Origin of the sequence: Streptomyces sp. NPDC093097 (genome assembly GCF_044754325.1) — a bacterium.
Taxonomy (GTDB): Bacteria; Actinomycetota; Actinomycetes; order Streptomycetales; family Streptomycetaceae; genus Streptomyces.
Genome location: NZ_JBIVOW010000016.1, coordinates 189,888 through 210,387 on the forward strand (window position 1 = coordinate 189,888; position 20,500 = coordinate 210,387).

Here is a 20,500-nt window from a genome sequence, read left to right on the forward strand (position 1 = left end):
TCGACTTCACTTTACGGTCGCACCCCAATAGGGAGTGCGTGACCTCTGGTCGCTCTATCCGCGCGACTTGAGGCACAATCTCATTTTTCAGCTCTTGAGTTGAGCTCTCCGGCGCCGAGCGATCACCAAACCACCGACAACTACCACTCCGGCCACCGCCCCGGCACTGACGATAACGGGCCACACGTTGGCACCTCTGTTCTCAGCCTGACTGGATTGCTTCTGCATCTTGCCAGCGCTGTTATCGCCGGGCTTTGAGTGCGGCGCACTTGAAGATGAGGAGGTGCCACGTGCCGCCAGGAGCGGGTTAACGTCGGCCGGGCCAGGGTCGCCCTCTTTGTCCAGCAATACCTTGCGAGGTCGGACGATCCCGAAACCGAGGTACTTGCTGGGCACCTTGCCATCCTCCGGCTTGCCGGCGGTCTCCATCATGACGCGCAGGACCTGGTTGTTCGTCCAGTCCGGGTGTGCGGACCAAATCAAGGCTGCCGAGGCCGAGGCGATGGCTGTGGCATCACTGGTTCCATCCTCGATACAGTGCCGTAGTTCCGTGGTACACCGCGTGGGAATACCGACACCAGGTGCCGCAAGTGCTACCTGAGGCCCGTAGGTTGAGAATTTTGCTACTTTCAGGGACTTGTCCACAGCCCCGATTCCGACAACCCCAAGGAGACTTGCGGGGTAGGCAGGGCCGTTGCCCCGGCTTCCTTCATTTCCCGTACCGGCGAAGACCAAGCTCCCCTTCTTGTTCGCATAGTCAACTGCCGGTTGCAGAACAGTCTTGTTTCCCTCGCTGACTGTTCCGGCCTGGGAGATATTGATGACCTTCGCGCCCTGATCTGCCGCGTAGCGGATGGATTTGGCCATGTTCACAGCCCAATTCCCGTCAATGCTCTTGATGGGAAGGATCTTCGAACCTGGTGCCAAACCCCAGGGGCCGTCCCCGCTCTGCCTGCCAGCGATGATCACTGCCATGCTCGTGCCGTGGCCTTCATCATCGTGGTTGGCTCCGCGCCCTTGGCCCGTGAAGTCCTTGCCTGGCAGCAGCTGGCCGCGCAACTCGGGCACTGATCTGTCAACGCCGCTGTCGATCACAGCAACGGTGACGCCATCTCCCGTACTCATCTGCCACATACGTTCCGCTTGCATCGCGTCCAGGTGCCACTCACGTGACCTCACGTCCACCGCAGCAGCTGCCGGTGCGAGCAAGCCCGGACACAGGGCCGAGAGGCAGACGAGCACAGTCAGCCGGAGCTGAATTCTCGGCCGCACGCGAGTTGCCGCATGAGTCACGGTCCTGTCTCTTCCTGTCTGTTGCACAGCCACGCCAGCATCATTCGATCACCGGCGGCACAACGGAACCGTGCTGTGGCGTCCAGGTCTCGTCGTCTTCATGGAGATAGTCCGGCCGCTCAGCCGAGCCACGTCGCCGCCTCTGGAGGACGGAAGGCGTCATCGACGCAAGGTCCATGCCTCGGGAGGTGCTGCCCCGTGCCAGGCCAGATCCGCCAGGCGTGAAGTCCGCCGTGGTGCCACGCGGTACCTGTGCTCGACCGGTCACTCCTCCTGGATCGGACGCCGAGCTCCGGCCAGCAACCGACGGCATTTCTGCAACAGTCCCTTCAGCCACGTTTCCTGCACCGCTCCTGCCCATCGCGGAACCGTGCGTCCCGGAAGACTGTTCGCCGCCCAGCACCGGTCCACTGGGTACAGCTCCTACAGTTCCGCCAGGTTCATATGCCAAGCGGCGCCCAGGAGTACCCTGGCTCACGCCCCTACTCGTGCTTCCGGGATAGCCACGCGCCATCGCACCACGTTCCTCGCCCATGGCCAGACCGCGGGGCGCGCTGGCTGCCTCTCCATGGGGAGGGCTCGGGCGCTGCCCGGAACTTGCCGTGCCTTCGCTGATCGTCCTGCTCACAGCGGCGGGAGAGTTCCCTCCAGAGTTCACTGGCCTGGACGGGAGCACACCGTGTTCCTCGCCTATGGCTCTCCCTCCTGGCACCCCTGAGCGTCCAGTTGCGGTGCCGACACGCTGAGAGGTTGCACCTACGATGCCGTCTCCCGCAATGCTCCGGGGCAGCTTCTTGACCGTGCCCGAACGAGGGGTGTTCGACTGTGGGTCCCGTGTCGCATTGCCTCGCTCCGAAGGGAGCTGCACCCTGCCAGGCTTCGTCAGCGGACCGGATATGACGGGACCAGGAGGATTGCCGGAACTCCCGGAATGGGACGGAACGGTGCTTCCATGCGACGTTGGTGCATCGGGCAGAACCGGAGCGGTGGAGTCAACCGACGTGCCCACCTGTCCGTCCTGCTGCACGCCATCAACAGGCGCGCGGGATGCCGCTACGTGCGGCCCACCACCACTGCTCCCGTTTGAGAACGCGGCACCTGCACCGCCTGTGGCATTGACGCGCCCGCTGCCCGTCGACTGGCCCGTGATTTCGGAGTGCTCAGCAATTCGCCTGCTCCCGTCAGACGCATCCGGCACAAACCCCGAAGCCGGCTGGAAGTTGGGCCGTTCCTGGCTTTCGATGTTCTGCTGGGCCGTGCGGTAGTACGAGGCGAGCCGGTTCATCGCCGCCACTGCCGCTTCGCGGTCCGGGTCCGTCATCAGGGGAGCGCCCTTCGCTCCGCGGGCCGTGGGCGTTGCCGCGCTGTCCAGCTGGACGGAGTTGGTCTGTTTCGGCTGGGGCATTGCCTTGGCCTCCCACAACGCCGAGCCGGCGTCCGAGAGGGCGTTGCCGGTCGTTGAGGCGAAGCGGGCGAGCTTGTGGCTCTCCTTGACGGTGCCGTTGCTCCACTCACGGAAGGCCAGGGCGCCCTCGCCCTCCCACGGCACGCCTTCGGCCAGTGCCTTGAGTTCCGTGGCGATCTGCTCGATCTCCTTGCCTGCCTGGACCAAGGAGGCACCCGTGAACGAGAGGTGCATGTGGTCGCCGCCGGCCACCATGTCGTACAGGGCCTGGTGCGTTGCGTTCTCGAAGTTGCTGCAGCCGGACGCGCCGGAGTTCCCCGCCATCCCCTCTTCCTCCCCCTCGTATCAGATGCCGTCGGCGCCCGCGGACTGTCCCTCGCCCCTGCCGGCCGCGGGAGAGCCTGCGGCGTCGGTGGGCCGCGGTGTCGGCCGTGGTGCCTGGTACAGCTCCTGTGTGCGGCGCTGGATCGCCGCCAGACGGTTCTTCACGTCCGCGTCGATGGCTTCGTAGCCGTGTTCGGCGACGCGGGTGCCGATGCTGAGTGTCTCGATCTGGTCGCCGAACGCCTTGGAGAACGCCTCCAGTTGGGACAGCACCTTCTCGTAAGCGGTCGCCAGGCTCTGCGCCTCACCGAAGCCCTGGCCGAAGGAGGCAGGGGTGATCCTGCGGTGGCCGAGCGTCGTCGGGCCCGCGTTCGAGGCCTTCAGACGCGTCAGCAGGTCTTCCACCCGGTCCTTGAGCTTCCTCAGTGCCTCGGGGTCGACGGCCAGATCGGCGCTCTTGCCTTGTGGTGCTACCCCGTTCACCTGCATGCCTGTGGTCTCGTCGGCTCGCATGGCGTTCTTCCCCCCGAATACTGCTACGCGTAAGTCACCAACGTCAGGAGTCACTCTATCCATCACCTCTGACAACGACCGCGCGTTTTGCGTCCATGCGTGCGGGGGCTCTATCTCCTGCGTATGTCCAGAAGCGTAGTCGCCGGCGCTGCCTGGTTCATGGGTCGCGGCCCCAGAAAAGTAAGTACGGCTACTCATTGACGCGAGGTGTCCGCGAGCGTGCGCCCCGCTTGCGTGCGTCCCGCCAGACGACCGCCGTGCCCGCGATGACCGCGACCGCGACGCCGCCCGCCCCCAGCCCGTACGTCGCGTACCGGTCCCTCCGCTCCTGCGGGCTCTCGCCGTCGGGCCAGGTGAGGGGGTCCGGGGGTGTGGCCTTGGCCAGGCCGCCGTCCGCGGTCGGACGGTCGATGGGGTGGGCGTCCTCGGTGAGGGCACGGACCGGGTCCACCACGCCCCAACCCACGAAGGGATCACGGCCGTTGACGGTGCGTTCGGCGGTCTGCTCGATCTGGGCGACGATCTGGTACTCCTTCCAGTCCGGGTGCTTGGCCTTCAGGAGGGCGGCGACGCCGGCGACATAGGGGGCGGAGAAGCTGGTGCCGTTGTCCACGCACTGGCCGCCCTTGGGAACGGTGGAGACCATGTCCACGCCGGGTGCGGCCACTCCGATGAAGGCGCCGCTCTGGGAGAAGGGGGCGCGTTCGTTGTTGCGGTCGGAGGAGGCGACGGCCAACACCCCGCCGTACGAGGCCGGGTAGGTGTCCTTGAGCCGGCCGTCGAGGCCGTCGTTGCCTGCCGAGGCGACGACGACGATGTTCTTGTTCCGGGCTTCCTTGACAGCCGCCGCCAGGTCGGAGTTGTGGCTCAGCGGCTTGGTGGTGTCCTGGGAGATGTTGATGATGTCGGCGCCGGCGGCGATGGCCTTGCGGATGGCCTGGGCCAGGGTGGCGGCGTTGCCGCTGCCCTTCTCGTCGTTCTGGCGCAGGGGGATGATGGTGGCTTCGGGGGCGAGCCCGACGAAGCCGGTGCCCGCGCGGGGGCGGGCGGCGATGATGCCGGCGACCTTGGTGCCGTGGCCCACCGGGTCGTAGGTGCCGTCCGTCGGTGCCTTCGGGTCGCCGGCCGCCTCGTCCCCGGCCTTCTTGGCGTTGTGCAGGAAGTCCCAGCCGTGTGTGGTGTCGACGGCGTCGGCCAGCTGCGGGTTGGTGTTGTCGACGCCGGTGTCGATGACGGCTACGCGGATCGGGCGGCCGTGTGCGATCCGGCCCTTGGTGTCCTGCCACAGCCGGTCGAAGACGATCCGCTGCAGGGCCCAGGGGCGTTCCTTGATCTGTTGCTTCATGGGGAAGGTGCAGGCACCGTTCCCCTGGGGCACCGGGGTCACGCCCTCCCCGTCCGCGGCCCGGGCGATCCCGGCTGGGGTCCCGGGCGCAACGCTGCCGATCAGCGCCACGAGCAGGGCGGGCGCGGCCCAGGCGGCTGGTGTCCTCCTCCTCACTGCGTCTCCCTGTTCCTCATGAGCCCTGGGGCTGGCGGGCGGCGTCGGCATCCAGCCGGGGGCCCATCGGCAGGAACTGCGACCAGTTCGTCGGCACCAGCACGGGCTTGACGTCCTTGTAACCGAGGAGGACCTGCGCCCGGTTGGTCTCCTGCGGGCGCTCGCCGGACTGCTCCTGCTTGGCCGTGCCCGCGGTGCCGGTGCCGGTGCCGGGTTGTGTGGCGCTGCTGTCGTTGTTCGTCTGGACGCCGTAGCGCAGGCCGGTGTCCGTGACGAGGAAGTGCGCCCCGGAGCCGGCGTCACCTGGCTGAATCTGCCTGTAGAACAGGCCGGTTCCCGGGGTGACGTACGCGCTGGTGCCCCCGTTGGCGATCTGCTGGGGGAAGTCCGCGCCGGCCCAGGTGCTCAGCTCCGTACCGCCGGCCTTCGACACCGAACGCAGCACACTGCAGACCGTTCCCCGGTCGCCCTGCGCCGTGGTGGTGTTGACCTGTTGGGCAGCCTCCTGCGGCCACTGCTTCTCGGCGAACAGCTGCTGCGCCTGCGGGGTGAAGGACTGCGCGTCCACCTCGGTGGGGCGGTTGCGCTGCTCCAACCGGGCCGTCTGCCGGGAGAACAGGAGCAGCTTGGCCACGAAGTCCGAGACGGGGACGACCTTGCCGTGGAGCACGACGTAGTGCTGGGCACCGTCGCCGGTCGTCGCGCGCAGCACCGTGCCGATGCGGTTTTCGCGTGCGCCGAGTCCCTTGACGTCGGCGGGCTGGGCAACCGTACCGGGCAGGGTGGGAAAGGCGATCGGTGTGCCGTCGTGGAAGGTGGCGAGCCAGTCCTTGGTGACCTGCTGGGGCTGCCTGCTGCCCACCAGGGCGCGCAGCAGCAGTTCCGTGTCGCTGCCGCCGTCGATGAGGTACTTGGTGCCCTTCGGGTCGATCAGATAGCGGGCCCCGCCGGACTCCCCGGATCCCCTGGCCTCCTGGACGTAGAGGGTCTGCCCGTCGTGCAGCCGCCCCGGACCCTCCACCTTGTCCGCGTCGCGGTCGGCGAAGAGGAAGGTGGCCTTCTGCACGGACGTGCCGTTGCCGCCGGGCTGTTCGCAGACCGCCCAGCGCTTGCTCTTCGCCGCCTCTGCCGCCTCGGGGAGGCGGTCGGGGGCGTACGGGATGCCCAGGGTCGGGCCGTGCTGGAGTCTTCCGTTGTCCAGCTCGCTCTCGTCGACCTTGAGGACGTCGAACCGGTCGGGCTTGAGGAGCAGTTGGGCGGAGGCCATGTTCAGGACGGGATGGAGTTGCTTCTTGCCGCCGGTCTCCAGCACCACGTACAGGGTGGCGGACTTGCTGCCCAGGATGACGTGTGCGCCGGGAGTGTCCCAACCCTTGGGTGCCTTGGGTCGGAACATGCCCCAGGCGCCGGATCCGGCCAGGATCAGGGCGGCGACGACCAGGCCGGGCAGCACCGCACGCAGCGGGCTCGGTGCACCCTCGTCCGTGCGGTCCGGAGAGGGCTGGAGGAAGGCGGCCACCAGTCGTTTCTTGGCGAAGGTGTAGCCGTTGAGCTCGTCCCGCCGTGATGCCATGGCGCTGCACTTCCCCCTGAATCCTCTGCGGCCGTTCCGCAGCCGCCCGGTCCTGCGTGTGGTCGGACGTGGTGCCCCTGACGTTCCCTCAGCCGCTGGTCATGCTCCGTGCCTGGCCGTACAGGTCCAGGACCGCCAGGCACAGCGGCATCAGGGACAACAGCAGGAATCCGTCGGCGAGATCGAGCACCCGGCCCCAGAACGGCGTCAGCCCCTTCTTCGGCACGGTCAGCGCGGCCGTCGTCACCAGCGCCACCGCGCCGATGACCACGAGCGCCAGCCATAGCGTACGCAGGTCCAGCGGGGTGCGGTCTCCGGTGAGGAAGTCGTTCAGCATCCCCGTGGGCGGGTTGAAGGCCACGCCCAGGACGAGGAGGGAGAGCGCGGCCAGTCCGGCGACGACCGCACAGGCGACCTGGGCGGTGTAGCGGAAGAGCCTGGCGCGCAGCAGCGTCGCCAGACCGGTGGCGAGGGCGAGGAGCTGCGCCCATACCGAGTGGGCGAAGCCGAGGACGCCCGCGACGCCGACGAGGACCGCGCAACAACCGCCGAGCAGCCCGAGCAGCAGCTCATGGCCGCGGCGGGCCTGGGCCGCGACACGCTCCTCGTCAACCGGCTCCAGGCCGAACGGCCCCTCACCGCCCGGCAGTTCTGCCCCCGCCTCCCGCTCCTGGCTCAGGCTGCGCGGCGTGACGTACCCGACGGGCAGCCGGGCCAGGCGCGTGGCCAGCCCCGGCAGAAAGGCCATGAGGCCGATGACCACGGGCGCACAGACGGCCGCGGCCTGGGCAGCCGTCGCCTCGCTGACGATGGCGAGGAAGGCGGCGAGGGTGCAGACGGCCGCGGCGAACGTGGCGGCGATGAACGGTGCGTCACCGGACGGCGACACCGCGACCAGGGCGACGGAGACGACGAGCACGGCGACACAGCCCAGCAGGAACTGCAACCGCCCGGCGCCCTGACCGGCGTCCGGACCGACGATCCCCGAGCCCGCGCACAGCACGACCGGCAGCGCGCCCAGGCCGAGTGCGACGGCCGACGGCTGGTCCCCGTAGACCCGGGCCCGGACCCCCGCGAACGCCGCCAGCAGCACACCGGCCGTACCGGCGATCACGCCCGGCAGACTGTGCATGTCATGCCGCACCGGGTCCGCCGACCACAGCACGAGGGCCAGGAGGACGAGGAGCACCCCGACCCCGACCAGGCACGTCCCGCGCAGCAGGCCGTCATTCCACAGCCGGCGGTCGCGGGTGACGGCAGCGGCCACCGCATCGGAGACATCGTCGAAGACCACCGGGGGGAGCGACTGCGCGAAGGGGCGCAGGTGCAGCATCTCGCCGTCGACGACGCGCTGCTCGGCGAGCGTGCGGGCGCTGTCGAGCGCACTGCCGTCGGCACGGAAGAGGTAGTAGCCGGTCGGCGCCCCCGGAGGCTGTCGCTGACCGGTCAGGCGCAGGATCTCCGGGTAGACGTCGGAGACCGCGATGTTCTCGGGCAGCGCCACGTCGATACGGCTGTCGGGGGCGACCACCGCGACCCTGCGGAAGCCGGTTCCCGCGCTCGTGCTCATCGTGTTCAGCTCTGCCCCCTGCTCACCTGGTCAGCCGGCCGCATACGTCAGGCGGCCGCCCGGTCACTCGTTCATCGCCGCGGTCGCTTCGCACGCGGCCCATACCGGGGCGCCATCGTGCCACCACACCGTGGCGGTCACCGCGGCTTTGCGTCACCACACCGCAACGCCCTTCCCCACTCGTCACACTAGTCGGCAGTAGGATCGCCTGACGCGGGGGGCGCCGTCGCCAGGGGGGCGACCGGTACAGAACTTTCCCTCCGTGTCGAGGGATTGATGCTCGGTGAGCCAGATCATCGTCAAGCGCCCGCCGCGGGCGCTTCCGCCCGGCCCCGCCACGGACGAACTGCACCTACAGACCCCACCGGAGCTACCGCGCGGCCAGCAGGAGGGCGTGCTGATGCAGCTCCTGCCGATGATCGGCATGGGCTCGTCGGTGGTCTTCTTCTTCATGCCGGGCATGCCGCCCTTCATGCGCATCATGGGCGCGCTGATGCTCCTCTCGACGATCGGCATGGTCATCGCCCAGATCGTCCGCTACCGCAGGGGCACCCAGGGCGAGATGGCGCAGAGCCGCCGGGACTACCTCAAGTACCTGGCGCAGACCCGCCGTCGGATCCGCCGTACGGCCACCGCCCAACAGGGCGCCCAGCACTACGTGCACCCTGCCCCCGACCAGCTGTGGTCCATCGTGGCCGAAGGCAGCCGCGTCTGGGAACGCCGCATCGGCGACGCCGACTTCGGACAGGCCCGCGTCGGCCTGGGAACCCAGCAGCTGGCCACCCCGCTCGTCGCCCCCGACACCGCCCCCGTCGACGAACTCGAACCGCTGACCGCCGGCATCATGCAGCGCTTCCTGGCCACCCACGGCTCGCTGCACAACATGCCTGTCGCGGTCTCCCTGCGCGCCTTCTACCACCTCACGGTCTCCGGCGACCCGGTCTGCGCCCAGGGCGCGGCCCGCTCCCTGATCGGCCAGCTCGTCACCCTGCACTCCCCCACCGACCTCGTGGTCGCCGTGGTGGCGGCCCCCGGGGCCGTCGGGCGCTGGGAGTGGACGAAGTGGCTGCCGCACACCCAACTCGCCGGCGCCGCCGACGGGGCCGGCACCCGGCGCCTGTTCACCGACGACCTCACCGAACTCGAAACCCTCCTGGCCGGCCACCTCGCCGACCGCCCCCGCTTCAGCAGGGACGCCCCGCCCCTCCTCGACAAGCCCCACCTCGTCATCGTCCTGGACGGCGGCATGGTCCCCGCGGACTCCGCACTCGCCGCCCCCGAGGGCCTCCAGGGCGTCACCGTCATCGAGGTCGTCTCCGGCGAGCTCGACGAACCCCGCGGCGGACTGTCGGTAGCCGTCCACCCCACCCGCCTGCGCCTGGAATCCGCCGTCTCCGTCTACGACGGCACACCCGACCTGCTCTCCCTGGAACGCGCCGACACCCTCGCCCGCCAGCTCGCGCCCCTGTACATGGACGGCACGGACGACGACGAACCGCTGCTGGCCAACCTGGACTTCACCGACCTCCTCGACCTCGGCGACCCCGCCGACGTCGACACCGCCCGCACCTGGCGCCCCCGCTCCCAGGCCGAACGCCTGCGCGTCCCCATCGGCATCGACGAGTCCGGCCAGCCCGTCATGCTCGACCTCAAGGAGGCCGCCCAGAACGGCATGGGCCCGCACGGCCTGTGCGTCGGCGCCACCGGCTCCGGCAAGTCCGAGCTCCTGCGCACCCTCGTCCTGGGCCTTTCGGTCACCCACTCCTCCGAAACCCTCAACTTCATCCTCGCCGACTTCAAGGGCGGCGCCACCTTCGCCGGCATGTCCGCCCTCCCCCACGTCGCCGCCGTCATCACCAACCTCGCCGACGACCTCTCCCTCGTCGACCGCATGGGCGACTCCCTCCGCGGCGAACTCCAGCGCCGTCAGGAACTGCTGCGCCAGAAAGGCAACTTCGCAGGCATCCACGACTACGAAAAGGCCCGCGCCGCCGGCCACGCCCTCGACCCGCTGCCCTCCCTCGTCCTGGTCATCGACGAGTTCAGCGAACTGCTCACCGCCAAGCCCGACTTCATCGATATCTTCATCCAGATCGGCCGCATCGGCCGGTCCCTCGGCGTCCACCTCCTCCTCGCCTCCCAGCGCCTGGAGGAGGGCCGCCTGCGCGGCCTGGACACCTACCTCTCCTACCGCATCGGCCTGCGCACCTTCTCCGCCGCCGAATCCCGCGTCGCCCTCGGCGTCCCCGACGCCTACCACCTCCCCTCCGTGCCCGGCTCCGGCTACCTGACGTTCGGTACGGACGAGATGACCCGCTTCAAGGCCGCCTACGTCTCGGGTCCCCACCGCTCAGCCGGCGGCCACACGGACCGCGACGCACTCCCCGCCCAGCAGCGCGCGGCCCTCTTCACCGCCACACCCGTCCCCGTCACCAGCACCACCCCGACACCGCACCCCACCGCCGAAGCCCCCGCACAGGCCGACGACGCCCTCGCCGACACCGTCCTGGACGTCATCGTCCACCGCCTGGACGGCCAGGGACCGCCCGCCCACCGCGTCTGGCTCCCGCCCCTGGACACCGCCCCCGCACTCGACCAGCTCCTCAAGACCCTGGCCACCACCCCCGACCGCGGCCTGCACGCCACCGACTACCCCGCCACCGGCCGCCTCACCGTCCCCTTCGGCCTGGTCGACAAGCCCTTCGAACAGCGCCGCGACACCCTCCACCACGACTTCTCCGGCGCCACCGGCCACCTCCTGATCGTCGGCGGCCCCCAGTCCGGCAAGTCCACCCTCCTGCGCACCCTCATCAGCGCCTTCGCCCTCACCCACACCCCCCACGAAGTCCAGTTCTACGGCCTCGACTTCGGCGGCGGCGCCCTGAGCTCCCTCGCCGGCCTCCCGCACGTCGGCTCCATCGCCTCCCGCCTGGACCCCGAACGCATCCGCCGCACCGTCGCCGAGGTCGCCGGCATCCTGGCACGCCGCGAGGAGTACTTCCGCACCCACGGCATCGACACCGTCGCCACCTACCGCCGACGCCGCGCCGCAGGCGAACTCCCCGACCAGCAATGGGGCGACGTCTTCCTCGTCATCGACGGCTGGGGCCCCTTCAAGGACGAGTACGAACTGCTGGAGCCGGTCGTCACCGACCTCGCCTCCCGCGGCCTCGGCTTCGGCATCCACGTCATCCTCACCGCCTCCCGCCACCTGGAAGTCCGCGCCGCCCTCAAGGACCAGATCCTGGGCCGCCTGGAACTGCGCCTGACCGACCCCATGGACTCCGAGTTCGACCGCAAGACCGCCGCCAACGTCCCACCCGGCGTCCCCGGCCGCGGCCAGACCCCCGGCAAACTCCACTTCCTCACCGCCCTCCCCCACACGGCAAAGCCTGGCGCCACCACCGAACTCGCCGCTGCAACAGCCGAGTTGGTCCGCCAGGTCACCGACAACTGGACCGGCCCCTCCGCCCCCGCCGTCCGGCTCCTCCCCCGCACCGTCCCGGCCGCCCGCCTCCCCAAGGGCTCCGACCTCCCCCACCACGGCATCGCCCTCGGCCTCGACGAAACCAACCTCGAACCCGTCTACACCGACTTCGAAACCGACCCCTTCCTCCTCGTCTTCGGCGAAAGCGAATCCGGCAAGACCGCCACCCTCCGCCACATCGCCCACAAGATCGCCGAGCGCTACACCTCCGACGAAGCCAAAATCGTCGTCGGCGACTACCGCCGCACCCTCCTCGAGGCCGTCCCCGCCACCCACCTCCTCGAATACGCCCCCACCGACGACGCCCTCGGCATCCACATGAACGCCCTCGCCGGCCTCATGGAACGCCGCCGCCCCACTCCCGACGTCACCCCCCAGCAACTCCGCGACCGCAGCTGGTGGACCGGCCCCCGCTTCTTCGTCCTCCTCGACGACTACGACCTCATCGCCACCAGCACCAACAACCCCCTGGCAGTCCTGACCGACAAACTCCCCTACGCCCGCGACACCGGCATCCACCTCATCCTCACCCGCACCACCGCCGGCATCTCCCGCGCCCTCTACGAACCCACCCTCCAACGCCTGACCGAACTCGGCGCCCAGGCCCTCATCCTCTCCGGCGACCCCAACGAGGGCGACATCCTCGCCAACGTCCGCCCCCGCCCCATGCCCCCTGGCCGCGCCTACTACGTCACCCGCAAACGCGGCACTTCCCTGGTGCAGTTGGGGTGGCAGCCTGATCAGTAGCCCACCCAGCCAGGTGCCCATCGACGGCTATGCCTCTCGGCACGGTTGGCCATCCTGGCCACACGAACGTCCACATGAGGCGACGGCAGGTGGGCTACCACTGACGGAGTGCGGGTAGTCGAAACCGGCCACCCCCTGGTTCCCGTAGCTCACCACCTCGTCCTCGGTCGCGCGGCGCGAGCCGAAACCTTCTTCAACCGGCGCCACCGCGCTCGCCACTCTCACCCGTGCCAGTTCGTCGGTCACGCCGTGCCCTCGGAGGAGCACCGCCACGCGCGACGTCTGCCCAGGCACACGACCGGGTGATCTTTGCCCGCTGAAGGCCGCTGCGATAGATAAGCCGACCTATAATAACTGCACCTACTCAGATGGAGGGCTTCGTGGACAAGCCTGCCGAGATGTTCGACCGCGACTTCGAGTGGGCCGAGCTGTCCCGGTTCGCCACGCTGCCCGGGCCACAGGCCACGCTCGGGGTGGTCTCGGGGCGTCGGCGCCAGGGCAAGACCTTCCTCCTCGACGCGGTCACCCGCACCAGCGGCGGTTTCCTGTTCACTGCCACCGAGACGACCGAGGCCGATGCCCTGCGCCAGTTCGGCGAGGCTCTGGCTCGCTATCGCGGCCAGCCCACGCCGTTCCGCTTCGCGCACTGGGATGAGGCTGTCGCCGAACTCATGCGCATCGCCGTGGACGGCCCCACCGTCGCGGTGATCGACGAGTTCCCCTTCCTCGCCAAGTCCAGCCCCGCCCTCCCCTCGATCATCCAGCGCGCCCTCGACCCGACCACCCAGCGCACCAACACCCCCGTGCGGCTACTGCTGTGCGGCTCCGCCCTGTCCTTCATGGGCAGTCTGCTTGCCGGCAATGCCCCGCTGCGTGGCCGCGCCGGCCTCGAACTCGTCGTCCCCACCCTGGACTTCCGGCTCGCAGCCGACTTCTGGGAGATCTCCGACCCGCGCACCGCCCTGCTGACCAACGCCATCGTGGGCGGCACTCCCGCCTATCGCCGAGAATTCACCCAGGGCGACGCCCCGCAAGGGCCGGACGACTTCGACGACTGGGTCGCCCGCGCAGTCCTCAACCCCGCCCGCCCCCTCTTCCGCGAAGCCCGCTACCTCTTGGCGGAGGAACCCGAACTCCACGACGTCGCGCTCTATCACTCCGTACTCGCCGCAATCGCCAGTGGCAATGCCTCGCGCGGCGGCATCGCCGACTATCTCGGACGTAAATCCACCGACCTGGCCCACCCGCTCAGCGTCCTCCAGGACGTAGGGATGATCACCCACGAGGCAGACGCGTTCCGCCGCAACCGATCCGCCTACCGCATCGCAGAGCCACTCGTGACCTTCTACCACGCGGTCATGCGCCCAGTCTGGGGCGACCTGGAACGTCCAGGGCGAGCCCCCGCAGTATGGCGCCGCGCCCATTCCACCTTCTGCAGCAAGGTCATCGGCCCCCACTTCGAACAGATCTGCCGGGAATGGGCACGCTGGCATGCCGCCCCCGAAACCCACGGCGGCCAAACCTCCCGCGTCGCCAGCGGCACCGTCAACGACCCCGCAGGCAGGACCAGCCACGAAGTCGACGTCGCGGTCTACGGCGACGCCGGCACCGGCCGGGAAACGTTGCTCGCCATCGGCGAAGCGAAGTGGAACGACGTCATGGGGCTCGGCCACCTGAACCGTCTACAGCACATCCGCACTCTCCTCACCACACGCGGCACCGCCACCCAAAACACCCGGCTTCAGTGCTTCAGCGGCGCGGGCTTCACCGACGAACTGCGACGTCGTGCGGAAATCGACCCCACGATCCAACTGATCGACATTGACCGCCTGTATCACGGCGCCTGAATGTCCTCCGGGGCTCCTCCCCTGGGTCCATCACCGCATCCCAGGGCCGGCGACGGCAAGGCGCGCGCGAGGTCGGCAGCGTCCGTCCGGTCACCATGGACAGCATCCGCGCCTGGAGCATCGAGACCGGAACGGCCCCCGGTTTAACGTCGTCAACTGCCACCCACGCCGACGTGCACGCTTGACGATCCCCTTGCCCAGGAACCAAGTTCCCCTTCTTCAGCGCCCGTTCGAGACGTTCGGTGCGGGCGGACAGAGACCAGTCGCTTCCTGTGGCCAGCAACGGCCAGTGCCGACCGAGATGTTGTCGCCGACCATGCCACGAGGGGCGCTTCAAGGGTGCGTGCGTGAGGCGGCGCCGCGGCGGTAGACGACGTGGACCAGGTCCGCGCGAGGTCATCGTCTCTCGCCCGGGATCTGGCAGCGGGTACGCCGGGAGGCCACCTCCTGCCAGCAGATCCGCAGGGCGGATGCCGCGGGGTGGTTGAGGCGGCGTCCGAAGGCGTGGAGGCGGGAGACGGCGGTGGCGCGTTCGATGCCGAGGGTGTCGGCGGTGCTGGCGATGTCGAGGCCGAGGAGGTGGTGCAGGAGTGCTGTGTCGGCTTGCTCGGTGGGGACGAGGCGGAAGAGGCCGACCGCCGGGGTGGGGTGGATGCGGCTGCGGGGGTGGTGTGCGGCGCGGTGGACGCGTCGGGTCAGGCTTGCCCAGGCGACGGCGCGGGTGTGGTGGCCGGCCAGGGCCTCGGTCCAGGAGGCGACGATGTCGCCGAGAGCGTGCTGGACGGCCAGGTTGGCGAGGGCGGGGTCGGCGACCAGCTGGTGGGCGTAGTGCTGGTAGGCATCGTGGTGGAGTTGGCAGAAGGCGGTGAAGTCGGCGGGCAGGACCACGGTGATGGCTGCCTCGCCGGCTTGCGGGCGCACGGGTGCGTGCGGCGCGGTGCCGACAGCGGCTTGTAGTGCAGACGGCATGTCTCCCCCAGAACGTCGGACGCCAAGTGATGGGCTGTGTCGGTGCGCGGGTCAGCCGAAGCCCTCGGCCGGCAGTGCGGTGTGTGTGGTGAGTTCGTCGATGCGCCTGTGCAGTTGCTCGATGGCGTGGGTGTCGCCGCCCAGGGCGGTGGTGAGGGCGTTGACCACGGGCCATCGCAGGGCGTGGGGCGGTGGCGGATCGGGGGCCAGCAACGCCTCGGCGGTGCGTTGGGTCAAGGAGGCCGAAGCGCGTTGGGCGAGGGCGGCCGCGTCGGGCGCGGAGGCGGCCAGGCACAGTCCGCGGAGAGCCGCTTGGAGCGTGCGAACGGCCTGGCCGTAGGTGGGGATGTCCATGGGGGCCAAGGTGATCCCACGTGCCTGGTTCCACAGGAAGACCAGGTCGTCGGGGTCCGCGTCACAGGCGCAGGCGAAGGCGCGGGTGACTTCCCACGTGGGTGCGCGCTCGCCGGAGAGGATGCGGTAGACGTACGAGGGGGACACCGCCGACCAGGTCGCGATCTCCTGGACGGTCAGATCGGGCTTGCCGCGCCTGAGGTGGGAGAGGGCCCTGGAGAGCGCGTAGCCGGGGTCGCCGGGCAGGAGAACGCGCTTCTTCCTGATCCTGGTGGGGCGGCTGTCGCCTTGGAGGGCAGCCGGCCGGCAGGGTGGCCGGGCAGGGCCGCGTGCCGCTCGTCCCGCCAGGGCCTTGTCGGCCTTTTCGGCAGTGAAGTTGGCCCTCACGGTACTGGGGGCTATGTACATGATCTTGGCGAGCTGCGGCACGGTGGCGCCGTCGCCGCGGGCCTGGCAGACAGCGACGACCGTGAAGTCCTCCAGTTCGCGGCGGAGTGCCACGCACCGTTCGACGACGTCGAGGGGGAGATCCACCGTGCGGTGGGTCGCGGCGTGATGGAGTGCTTGGGTTTTGCCGAGCAGGGCCCGGCTGAGGCGCTCGACGTCGGCGTCGTAGTCGTGTCGCGGGGAGGGTGCGTTGCGGCCGCGGTACGAGGCGCTGCGGCAGCGGGCGCTGCAGTACTTCGGGATGCGGCCGTTGGGCCGGCGGCGCTGAAAGGTGCGGTGGCAGTAGCCGCATTCGATGGGCGGCTGCGAGTTCTTCGTCATCGGTATCCGTGTCGGCGAACAAGGGTGCGTGAACAGAGATCACGGGGTCACGCATGCGGGTTCTTTCGTCACGTCGCAGCAGGCGCTGTGGAGGGCCCGGAGCGATGAAACGGCATGCCCGGCGTCCGATGGACGCTCGGGCGAGAGCGTCAGGGCCCGGCCCGCCGGAGCCGCGATGGGCGTGCGGCCGGGCCGAGCCCTTTCGTCGCCTACCTCAGCCGTGCGGCGCGCACGCGCAGGTAGAAGCACCTGGCGGTGATCCCCAGTGGCGGTGCCAGCGCCACTGCGCATGCGGGTGCTGCGGGCCCGTAGACCAGGATGACGCCGAGGAAAATCACGGCGATGAACAGCGCCACGGCTGGGCTGACACGTGTGTCGACAGCCCCACGTGTTTGCCGACCACTAACACAGGTCATGCTAACTTCGAGTCCGCCGGTCAACGACTTACCGTGCTGACCTGCGGAATCCGGATGAAAAGGCATCACATTCCCTTTTTCGTTCGGTGACAGATGAAGAGAGGGGCCCTGCGGGTAGGTTGCCGCCGCCGCAGGGCTTCTCCACGTGTGACCTTAGCCCGACGCCTACACAGAGAGCGACGATTCCGTCACGAAAGCGGAAAGACGGCTCGCCTGCTGCACGAAAGCAACAGCTCTCACGGCAGTCATCCGCCTGGACGCTGCATTATTCCGGGCAACGGCACCATCCACACCGATATTTGCGGTAAGCACACGCAAAACCTCGGGCGTATCTACAATGCCCCGCCCCCACACTGCTCGCGCCGACCTCACCCCGTCAGCTCCTCGATCCGAGAGGCGAAGTCCGCTTCCGGAAGCGGAAGTTCGACGTCATCCACGAACCCCACGGCCTCCGGAACGTAGGCGATCACCGCGATGACCGCCTCCGACAGCTCCGCTTCGTCACGAAGAACCTCCAGGATGCGCAGCGCGGTCACCACGTCCCGGCGATCGGCCCACTCCGCGGAAGGCGGGCAAGGCACTTCCATCTCCGCCTGGTCGCACCACAATTGCGCCTGGTCGACCTCGCCCAAGGCCATGTGGTGCAGATACAGGCAGCATGCTGCCCCTATGTCCCCGGCGCCGGCGGCGAACTGCCACCAGAACTGGGCGCTGTCCGCTCTGTGCGCCAGGTGCAGCACACACCCCAGCACCAGCGCCCCCTCCGGCTCCAGTACCCGACGAGACAGGAACGTGCCGAGCCTGTGCAGCTGTTTGGCCACCACCGTCTCGCACAGCGTCCGCAGATGCTGATGGTGAGCCCGGCACGGGGCACACGGCCGTCCGGCTTCGCGCAGCGCCGCCAGACGCGCCGGCTCCATCTGATCGTCGAAGATCAACGCGCCATTCCACACCCGCTCGGCGATCCGCGCCGTCAGCCGAGCCTCCGCATCCCCGGCCCCGGTGTACGGGCGACGCGGAAGTCGCGCCTTGGCAAGGGCGCGGTCAACGGCTTCCGTCATCACTTCTCCCCCCGCTCAGACGGCTGTTGCAACGCATCCCGCAAACGCCGACGGGCGTAGCGCGCGGTCGATCGCACGCCGGCCTCGCTGACGCCGAGGATGTCGGCGGTCTCCCGGACGCTGTACCCCAGGCAGTACAACAACACGACGGTGTCGTGCTGCCGTTCCGGAAGTGCCTGGATGGCCGCGTAGATGTGCAATCCCTCTTCGAGCTCACTGATCTCGTCGACCGCGTCGCGGACCGCGGTGGTCTCGAACGCCGCGTTGTCGACGAGGACCGGCCGCCGGCCGCGGGCGCGAGCGCAGTCGATGGTGCGGTTCTTGACCACCTTCCAGGCATACGCGTTGGGGTTCTGCGACTGCAGGAGCTGGTCCCAGATCAGATAGAGCTGCTCGAAGGCCTGGTCGACGGCTTCCTCGGCGTCGGCCCGGTTGTTCAGGTACAACTCGGCCCAGTGGACGTACGGTCCCCGGTAGAGCTGGTGGAACGCACGGAAATCTGCTGGCAGTTCAGTCACGGGCGGAGCGGTGGTGCGGTTCCGGCTCACCCCTGGCACCCCTCCCCACCACGTCCGCCAGGCACTTCGCACACGTTCGTCACCACGCCGACCACGCCCACCGCTGCCAGAAGGCGCGAAGCCGCCTCGGGGTCATGGCCGGGGACATGCACGGCCGACGCAGCCGTCGGCATGTCTCCCACGAGATGAAGGTTCACGGAACCGGAAATCCCTCCGGTGGTCGGTGAGACGCGCCATTGCGTCCCGAGGAGCCCTTCGCTTCCTCTGGCACAAAGGCGTTCACCAGAGCCCGCGTGTGCATCAGCCGACCACAAAAATCCTACGGTCACACAACTCCAGGAGAAGTACCGCAGGTTGAGAGGTCAAGCCCACGTCGAAGACGGTGATGCCGGGCAGCGCCGCCGGGCGCTCGGGGTGCCGGTGCGGCGCGCTCGACAACCACCGGCCTCGCCCCTGGCATCACCGGGCGTCCCGCCCTCCTGGCCACAGCTTCCCCGAGGTCGGAGAAGAGCCCAGTTGGCGGCTGCGACCTGGGATTCGTGCTGGGTGGTGAGGGGGGCACCCGTGGGCGACGATGGCCTGGAAGGGAGGCCGTCAGGATGTCCCGTCCCCACCCTCACCACGGCCCGGGCCCTGAGGATCTGGTCGAGGCCGCCCGTGCCTGCGGCGTGGCGGACGAGCGCCTGTTGCGCGTCCTCCGCACAACCGAGCGCCCTGCCTTCGTCCCGCCCTCCCACCGTGCGTCGGCGTACGTGGATGTGCCGATTCCGATCGGCCATGACCAGGTGACGACGCAGCCTTCCCTGGTGGCGATGATGATCGCCGCGCTCGGCCTCACCGGAGACGAGCGCGTGCTGGAGATCGGCAGCGGTCACGGCTTCCAGACCGCGCTGCTGGCCCGCCTCGCGGCGTACGTCATCAGCGTCGAGCGGTGGGCGGACTTGGCCGAGCAGGCCCGGGCCAACCTCGCCGGCCAAGGCATCGAGAACACCGAGATCATCGTCGGCGACGGCACCCTCGGCGTGGCCGACCGGGGTCCCTTCGACGCGATCGTGGTCTCCGCGGCCTTCCCGGAGGTGCCGCCCCCACTGGCCGCACAACTGCGGGCGGGCGGCCGTCTGGTGCAGCCGATCGGGCCCGGCGGCCGCGAGCAGGTCGAACTGTACGAGGCGACGCCCCAGGGGCTCGTGCGCCGCCGGACCATCGCACTGGCCCATTTCGTTCGCCTCTACGGTGAGCACGGCTACCCCTCGACCGCCTCGTCCCAGGACGTCGACTGACATGGTGACCGTGCTCGGCATCGACGCATGCCCGGCCGGATGGCTCGCGGTCAGGCTCCACGACGGCCGCTTCGCGCAGGCACAGGTCGCCCCCACCCTGCGCTCTTTCCTGACCGGAGCACGGGCTGGCAGCGTCACGGTCGTGGCCGTGGACATGCCCCTCGGGCTCCTCGAAACCGGCTGGCGACGGGCGGACACCGAGGCGGCGGCCCCGCTGGGACCGCAGCGGAGCAGCGTGTTCCGGGTGCCGCCACGCGCAGTCTGGCAGGAGCAGGAGTACGACGACGCCCGACGCCGATGCCGCGAACTCACCGGCGCCGGATTGAGCCGCCAGACCTGGGGCCTCGCACCCAAACTCCGTGAGCCAAACGCCTGCTTGACTGAACCCGGGGGCGACCGGCTCTTCGAAGTGCACCCGGAGGTGTCGTTCCGGGCCCTGTCCAACAGGGCCGTGCCGCTTGCGCGCAAGAAGAGTTGGGCGGGGCAGATGACGCGACGTTCGCTCCTCGCCACAGCCGGAATCGTTCTCCCGAACGAACTGGGAGAGGCGGGACACACCCCGCCGGACGACGTTCTGGACGCAGCCGCCGCCGCATGGACCGCCCACCGGATCGCCCATGGCCGCGCGCGCTCCCTCCCGGACCCGCCCGAGCGCGACGCAGGCAGGCGCCCGATCGCCATCTGGTACTGACCGGGGCTTACTTCGCCGCCTACCGAAAATCGCCGAGAAACGCAGAAAGGCCCCGCACCATACGGTGCGGGGCCTTCCCACAAAGATTGTTCGGCGGCGTCCTACTCTCCCACAGGGTCCCCCCTGCAGTACCATCGGCGCTGAAAGGCTTAGCTTCCGGGTTCGGAATGTAACCGGGCGTTT

At 69.3% G+C, this 20,500-nt stretch carries 14 protein-coding genes and 1 rRNA gene; 4 read left to right on the forward strand and 11 right to left on the reverse strand.

All coding sequences use genetic code 11. The annotated features are described in order from the left end of the window. Window positions 1-87 precede the first annotated feature (87 nt). The 5 genes from mycP (ACIQE0_RS25880) to eccD form a co-directional block, all read right to left on the reverse strand. Complete coding sequence (gene mycP / locus ACIQE0_RS25880) at window positions 88-1,326, reverse strand: type VII secretion-associated serine protease mycosin (protein WP_402336479.1); 1,239 nt, start codon at window positions 1,324-1,326, stop codon at window positions 88-90. Window positions 1,327-3,043: 1,717 nt separating this feature from the next. Next, the gene (locus tag ACIQE0_RS25885) at window positions 3,044-3,535 is read right to left on the reverse strand and encodes a hypothetical protein (protein WP_402336482.1); all 492 of its coding nucleotides are present in this window, start codon (window positions 3,533-3,535) and stop codon (window positions 3,044-3,046) included. Between the two features lie 190 nt (window positions 3,536-3,725). After that, window positions 3,726-4,880, reverse strand: a complete 1,155-nt coding sequence (gene mycP, locus ACIQE0_RS25890) for a type VII secretion-associated serine protease mycosin (protein ID WP_402336535.1) — start codon at window positions 4,878-4,880, stop codon at window positions 3,726-3,728. 172 nt (window positions 4,881-5,052) lie between these two features. Further along, on the reverse strand, window positions 5,053-6,609 hold the full coding sequence (gene eccB / locus ACIQE0_RS25895) for a type VII secretion protein EccB (protein ID WP_402336485.1): 1,557 nt from the start codon (window positions 6,607-6,609) through the stop codon (window positions 5,053-5,055). Window positions 6,610-6,697: 88 nt separating this feature from the next. Beyond that, complete coding sequence (gene eccD, locus ACIQE0_RS25900; protein ID WP_402336488.1) at window positions 6,698-8,179, reverse strand: type VII secretion integral membrane protein EccD; 1,482 nt, start codon at window positions 8,177-8,179, stop codon at window positions 6,698-6,700. Window positions 8,180-8,462: 283 nt separating this feature from the next. On the opposite strand from eccD, the gene eccCa reads away from it, so the two are divergent. Continuing rightward, window positions 8,463-12,413, forward strand: a complete 3,951-nt coding sequence (eccCa, locus tag ACIQE0_RS25905; protein ID WP_402336490.1) for a type VII secretion protein EccCa — start codon at window positions 8,463-8,465, stop codon at window positions 12,411-12,413. Between the two features lie 398 nt (window positions 12,414-12,811). Next, window positions 12,812-14,260, forward strand: a complete 1,449-nt coding sequence (locus ACIQE0_RS25910; RefSeq protein ID WP_402336538.1) for an ATP-binding protein — start codon at window positions 12,812-12,814, stop codon at window positions 14,258-14,260. Between the two features lie 396 nt (window positions 14,261-14,656). On the opposite strand, the gene ACIQE0_RS25915 is transcribed toward ACIQE0_RS25910, so the two are convergent. The 5 genes from ACIQE0_RS25915 to ACIQE0_RS25935 all read right to left on the reverse strand — a co-directional run bounded on the left by ACIQE0_RS25915 (window position 14,657) and on the right by ACIQE0_RS25935 (window position 18,346). Next, window positions 14,657-15,229 carry a hypothetical protein gene (locus ACIQE0_RS25915; protein WP_402336493.1) on the reverse strand — a complete coding sequence of 191 codons (573 nt, stop codon included), beginning with the start codon at window positions 15,227-15,229 and terminating at the stop codon, window positions 14,657-14,659. A gap of 51 nt (window positions 15,230-15,280) precedes the next feature. Next, window positions 15,281-16,351, reverse strand: a complete 1,071-nt coding sequence (locus ACIQE0_RS25920; RefSeq protein WP_402336498.1) for a helix-turn-helix domain-containing protein — start codon at window positions 16,349-16,351, stop codon at window positions 15,281-15,283. 209 nt (window positions 16,352-16,560) lie between these two features. Then, window positions 16,561-16,707 (reverse strand): hypothetical protein, encoded by a 147-nt coding sequence (locus ACIQE0_RS25925; RefSeq protein ID WP_402336501.1) that lies wholly within the window; start codon window positions 16,705-16,707, stop codon window positions 16,561-16,563. Window positions 16,708-17,135: 428 nt separating this feature from the next. Further along, window positions 17,136-17,828, reverse strand: coding sequence for a hypothetical protein (locus ACIQE0_RS25930; RefSeq protein ID WP_366339337.1), 693 nt, complete (start codon window positions 17,826-17,828; stop codon window positions 17,136-17,138). After that, complete coding sequence (locus ACIQE0_RS25935) at window positions 17,828-18,346, reverse strand: RNA polymerase sigma factor (RefSeq protein ID WP_402336504.1); 519 nt, start codon at window positions 18,344-18,346, stop codon at window positions 17,828-17,830. Before ACIQE0_RS25935 ends, ACIQE0_RS25930 begins: the two co-directional genes overlap by 1 nt. A 599-nt stretch (window positions 18,347-18,945) precedes the next feature. Between ACIQE0_RS25935 and ACIQE0_RS25940 the strand changes: the two genes are divergently transcribed. Continuing rightward, window positions 18,946-19,626, forward strand: a complete 681-nt coding sequence (locus ACIQE0_RS25940) for a protein-L-isoaspartate(D-aspartate) O-methyltransferase (protein WP_402336507.1) — start codon at window positions 18,946-18,948, stop codon at window positions 19,624-19,626. A gap of 1 nt (window position 19,627) precedes the next feature. Further along, window positions 19,628-20,317 (forward strand): DUF429 domain-containing protein, encoded by a 690-nt coding sequence (locus tag ACIQE0_RS25945; RefSeq protein ID WP_402336510.1) that lies wholly within the window; start codon window positions 19,628-19,630, stop codon window positions 20,315-20,317. 88 nt (window positions 20,318-20,405) lie between these two features. Here the strand turns inward: ACIQE0_RS25945 and rrf are convergent. Continuing rightward, window positions 20,406-20,500: ribosomal RNA gene (gene rrf / locus ACIQE0_RS25950) — 5S ribosomal RNA — on the reverse strand; the annotation flags it as partial.

What these genes read in the sequence shown, in the direction of transcription:
- ACIQE0_RS25945 (WP_402336510.1), top strand. Translation starts at nt 19,628, where the DNA reads ATGGTGACCGTGCTCGGCATCGACGCATGCCCGGCCGGATGGCTCGCG.
- ACIQE0_RS25885 (WP_402336482.1), bottom strand. Translation starts at nt 3,535, where the DNA reads ATGCGAGCCGACGAGACCACAGGCATGCAGGTGAACGGGGTAGCACCA.
- ACIQE0_RS25940 (WP_402336507.1), top strand. Translation starts at nt 18,946, where the DNA reads ATGTCCCGTCCCCACCCTCACCACGGCCCGGGCCCTGAGGATCTGGTC.
- ACIQE0_RS25910 (WP_402336538.1), top strand. Translation starts at nt 12,812, where the DNA reads ATGTTCGACCGCGACTTCGAGTGGGCCGAGCTGTCCCGGTTCGCCACG.
- eccD (WP_402336488.1), bottom strand. Translation starts at nt 8,179, where the DNA reads ATGAGCACGAGCGCGGGAACCGGCTTCCGCAGGGTCGCGGTGGTCGCC.
- mycP (WP_402336535.1), bottom strand. Translation starts at nt 4,880, where the DNA reads ATGAAGCAACAGATCAAGGAACGCCCCTGGGCCCTGCAGCGGATCGTC.
- ACIQE0_RS25915 (WP_402336493.1), bottom strand. Translation starts at nt 15,229, where the DNA reads ATGCCGTCTGCACTACAAGCCGCTGTCGGCACCGCGCCGCACGCACCC.
- ACIQE0_RS25920 (WP_402336498.1), bottom strand. Translation starts at nt 16,351, where the DNA reads ATGACGAAGAACTCGCAGCCGCCCATCGAATGCGGCTACTGCCACCGC.
- eccB (WP_402336485.1), bottom strand. Translation starts at nt 6,609, where the DNA reads ATGGCATCACGGCGGGACGAGCTCAACGGCTACACCTTCGCCAAGAAA.
- ACIQE0_RS25930 (WP_366339337.1), bottom strand. Translation starts at nt 17,828, where the DNA reads ATGACGGAAGCCGTTGACCGCGCCCTTGCCAAGGCGCGACTTCCGCGT.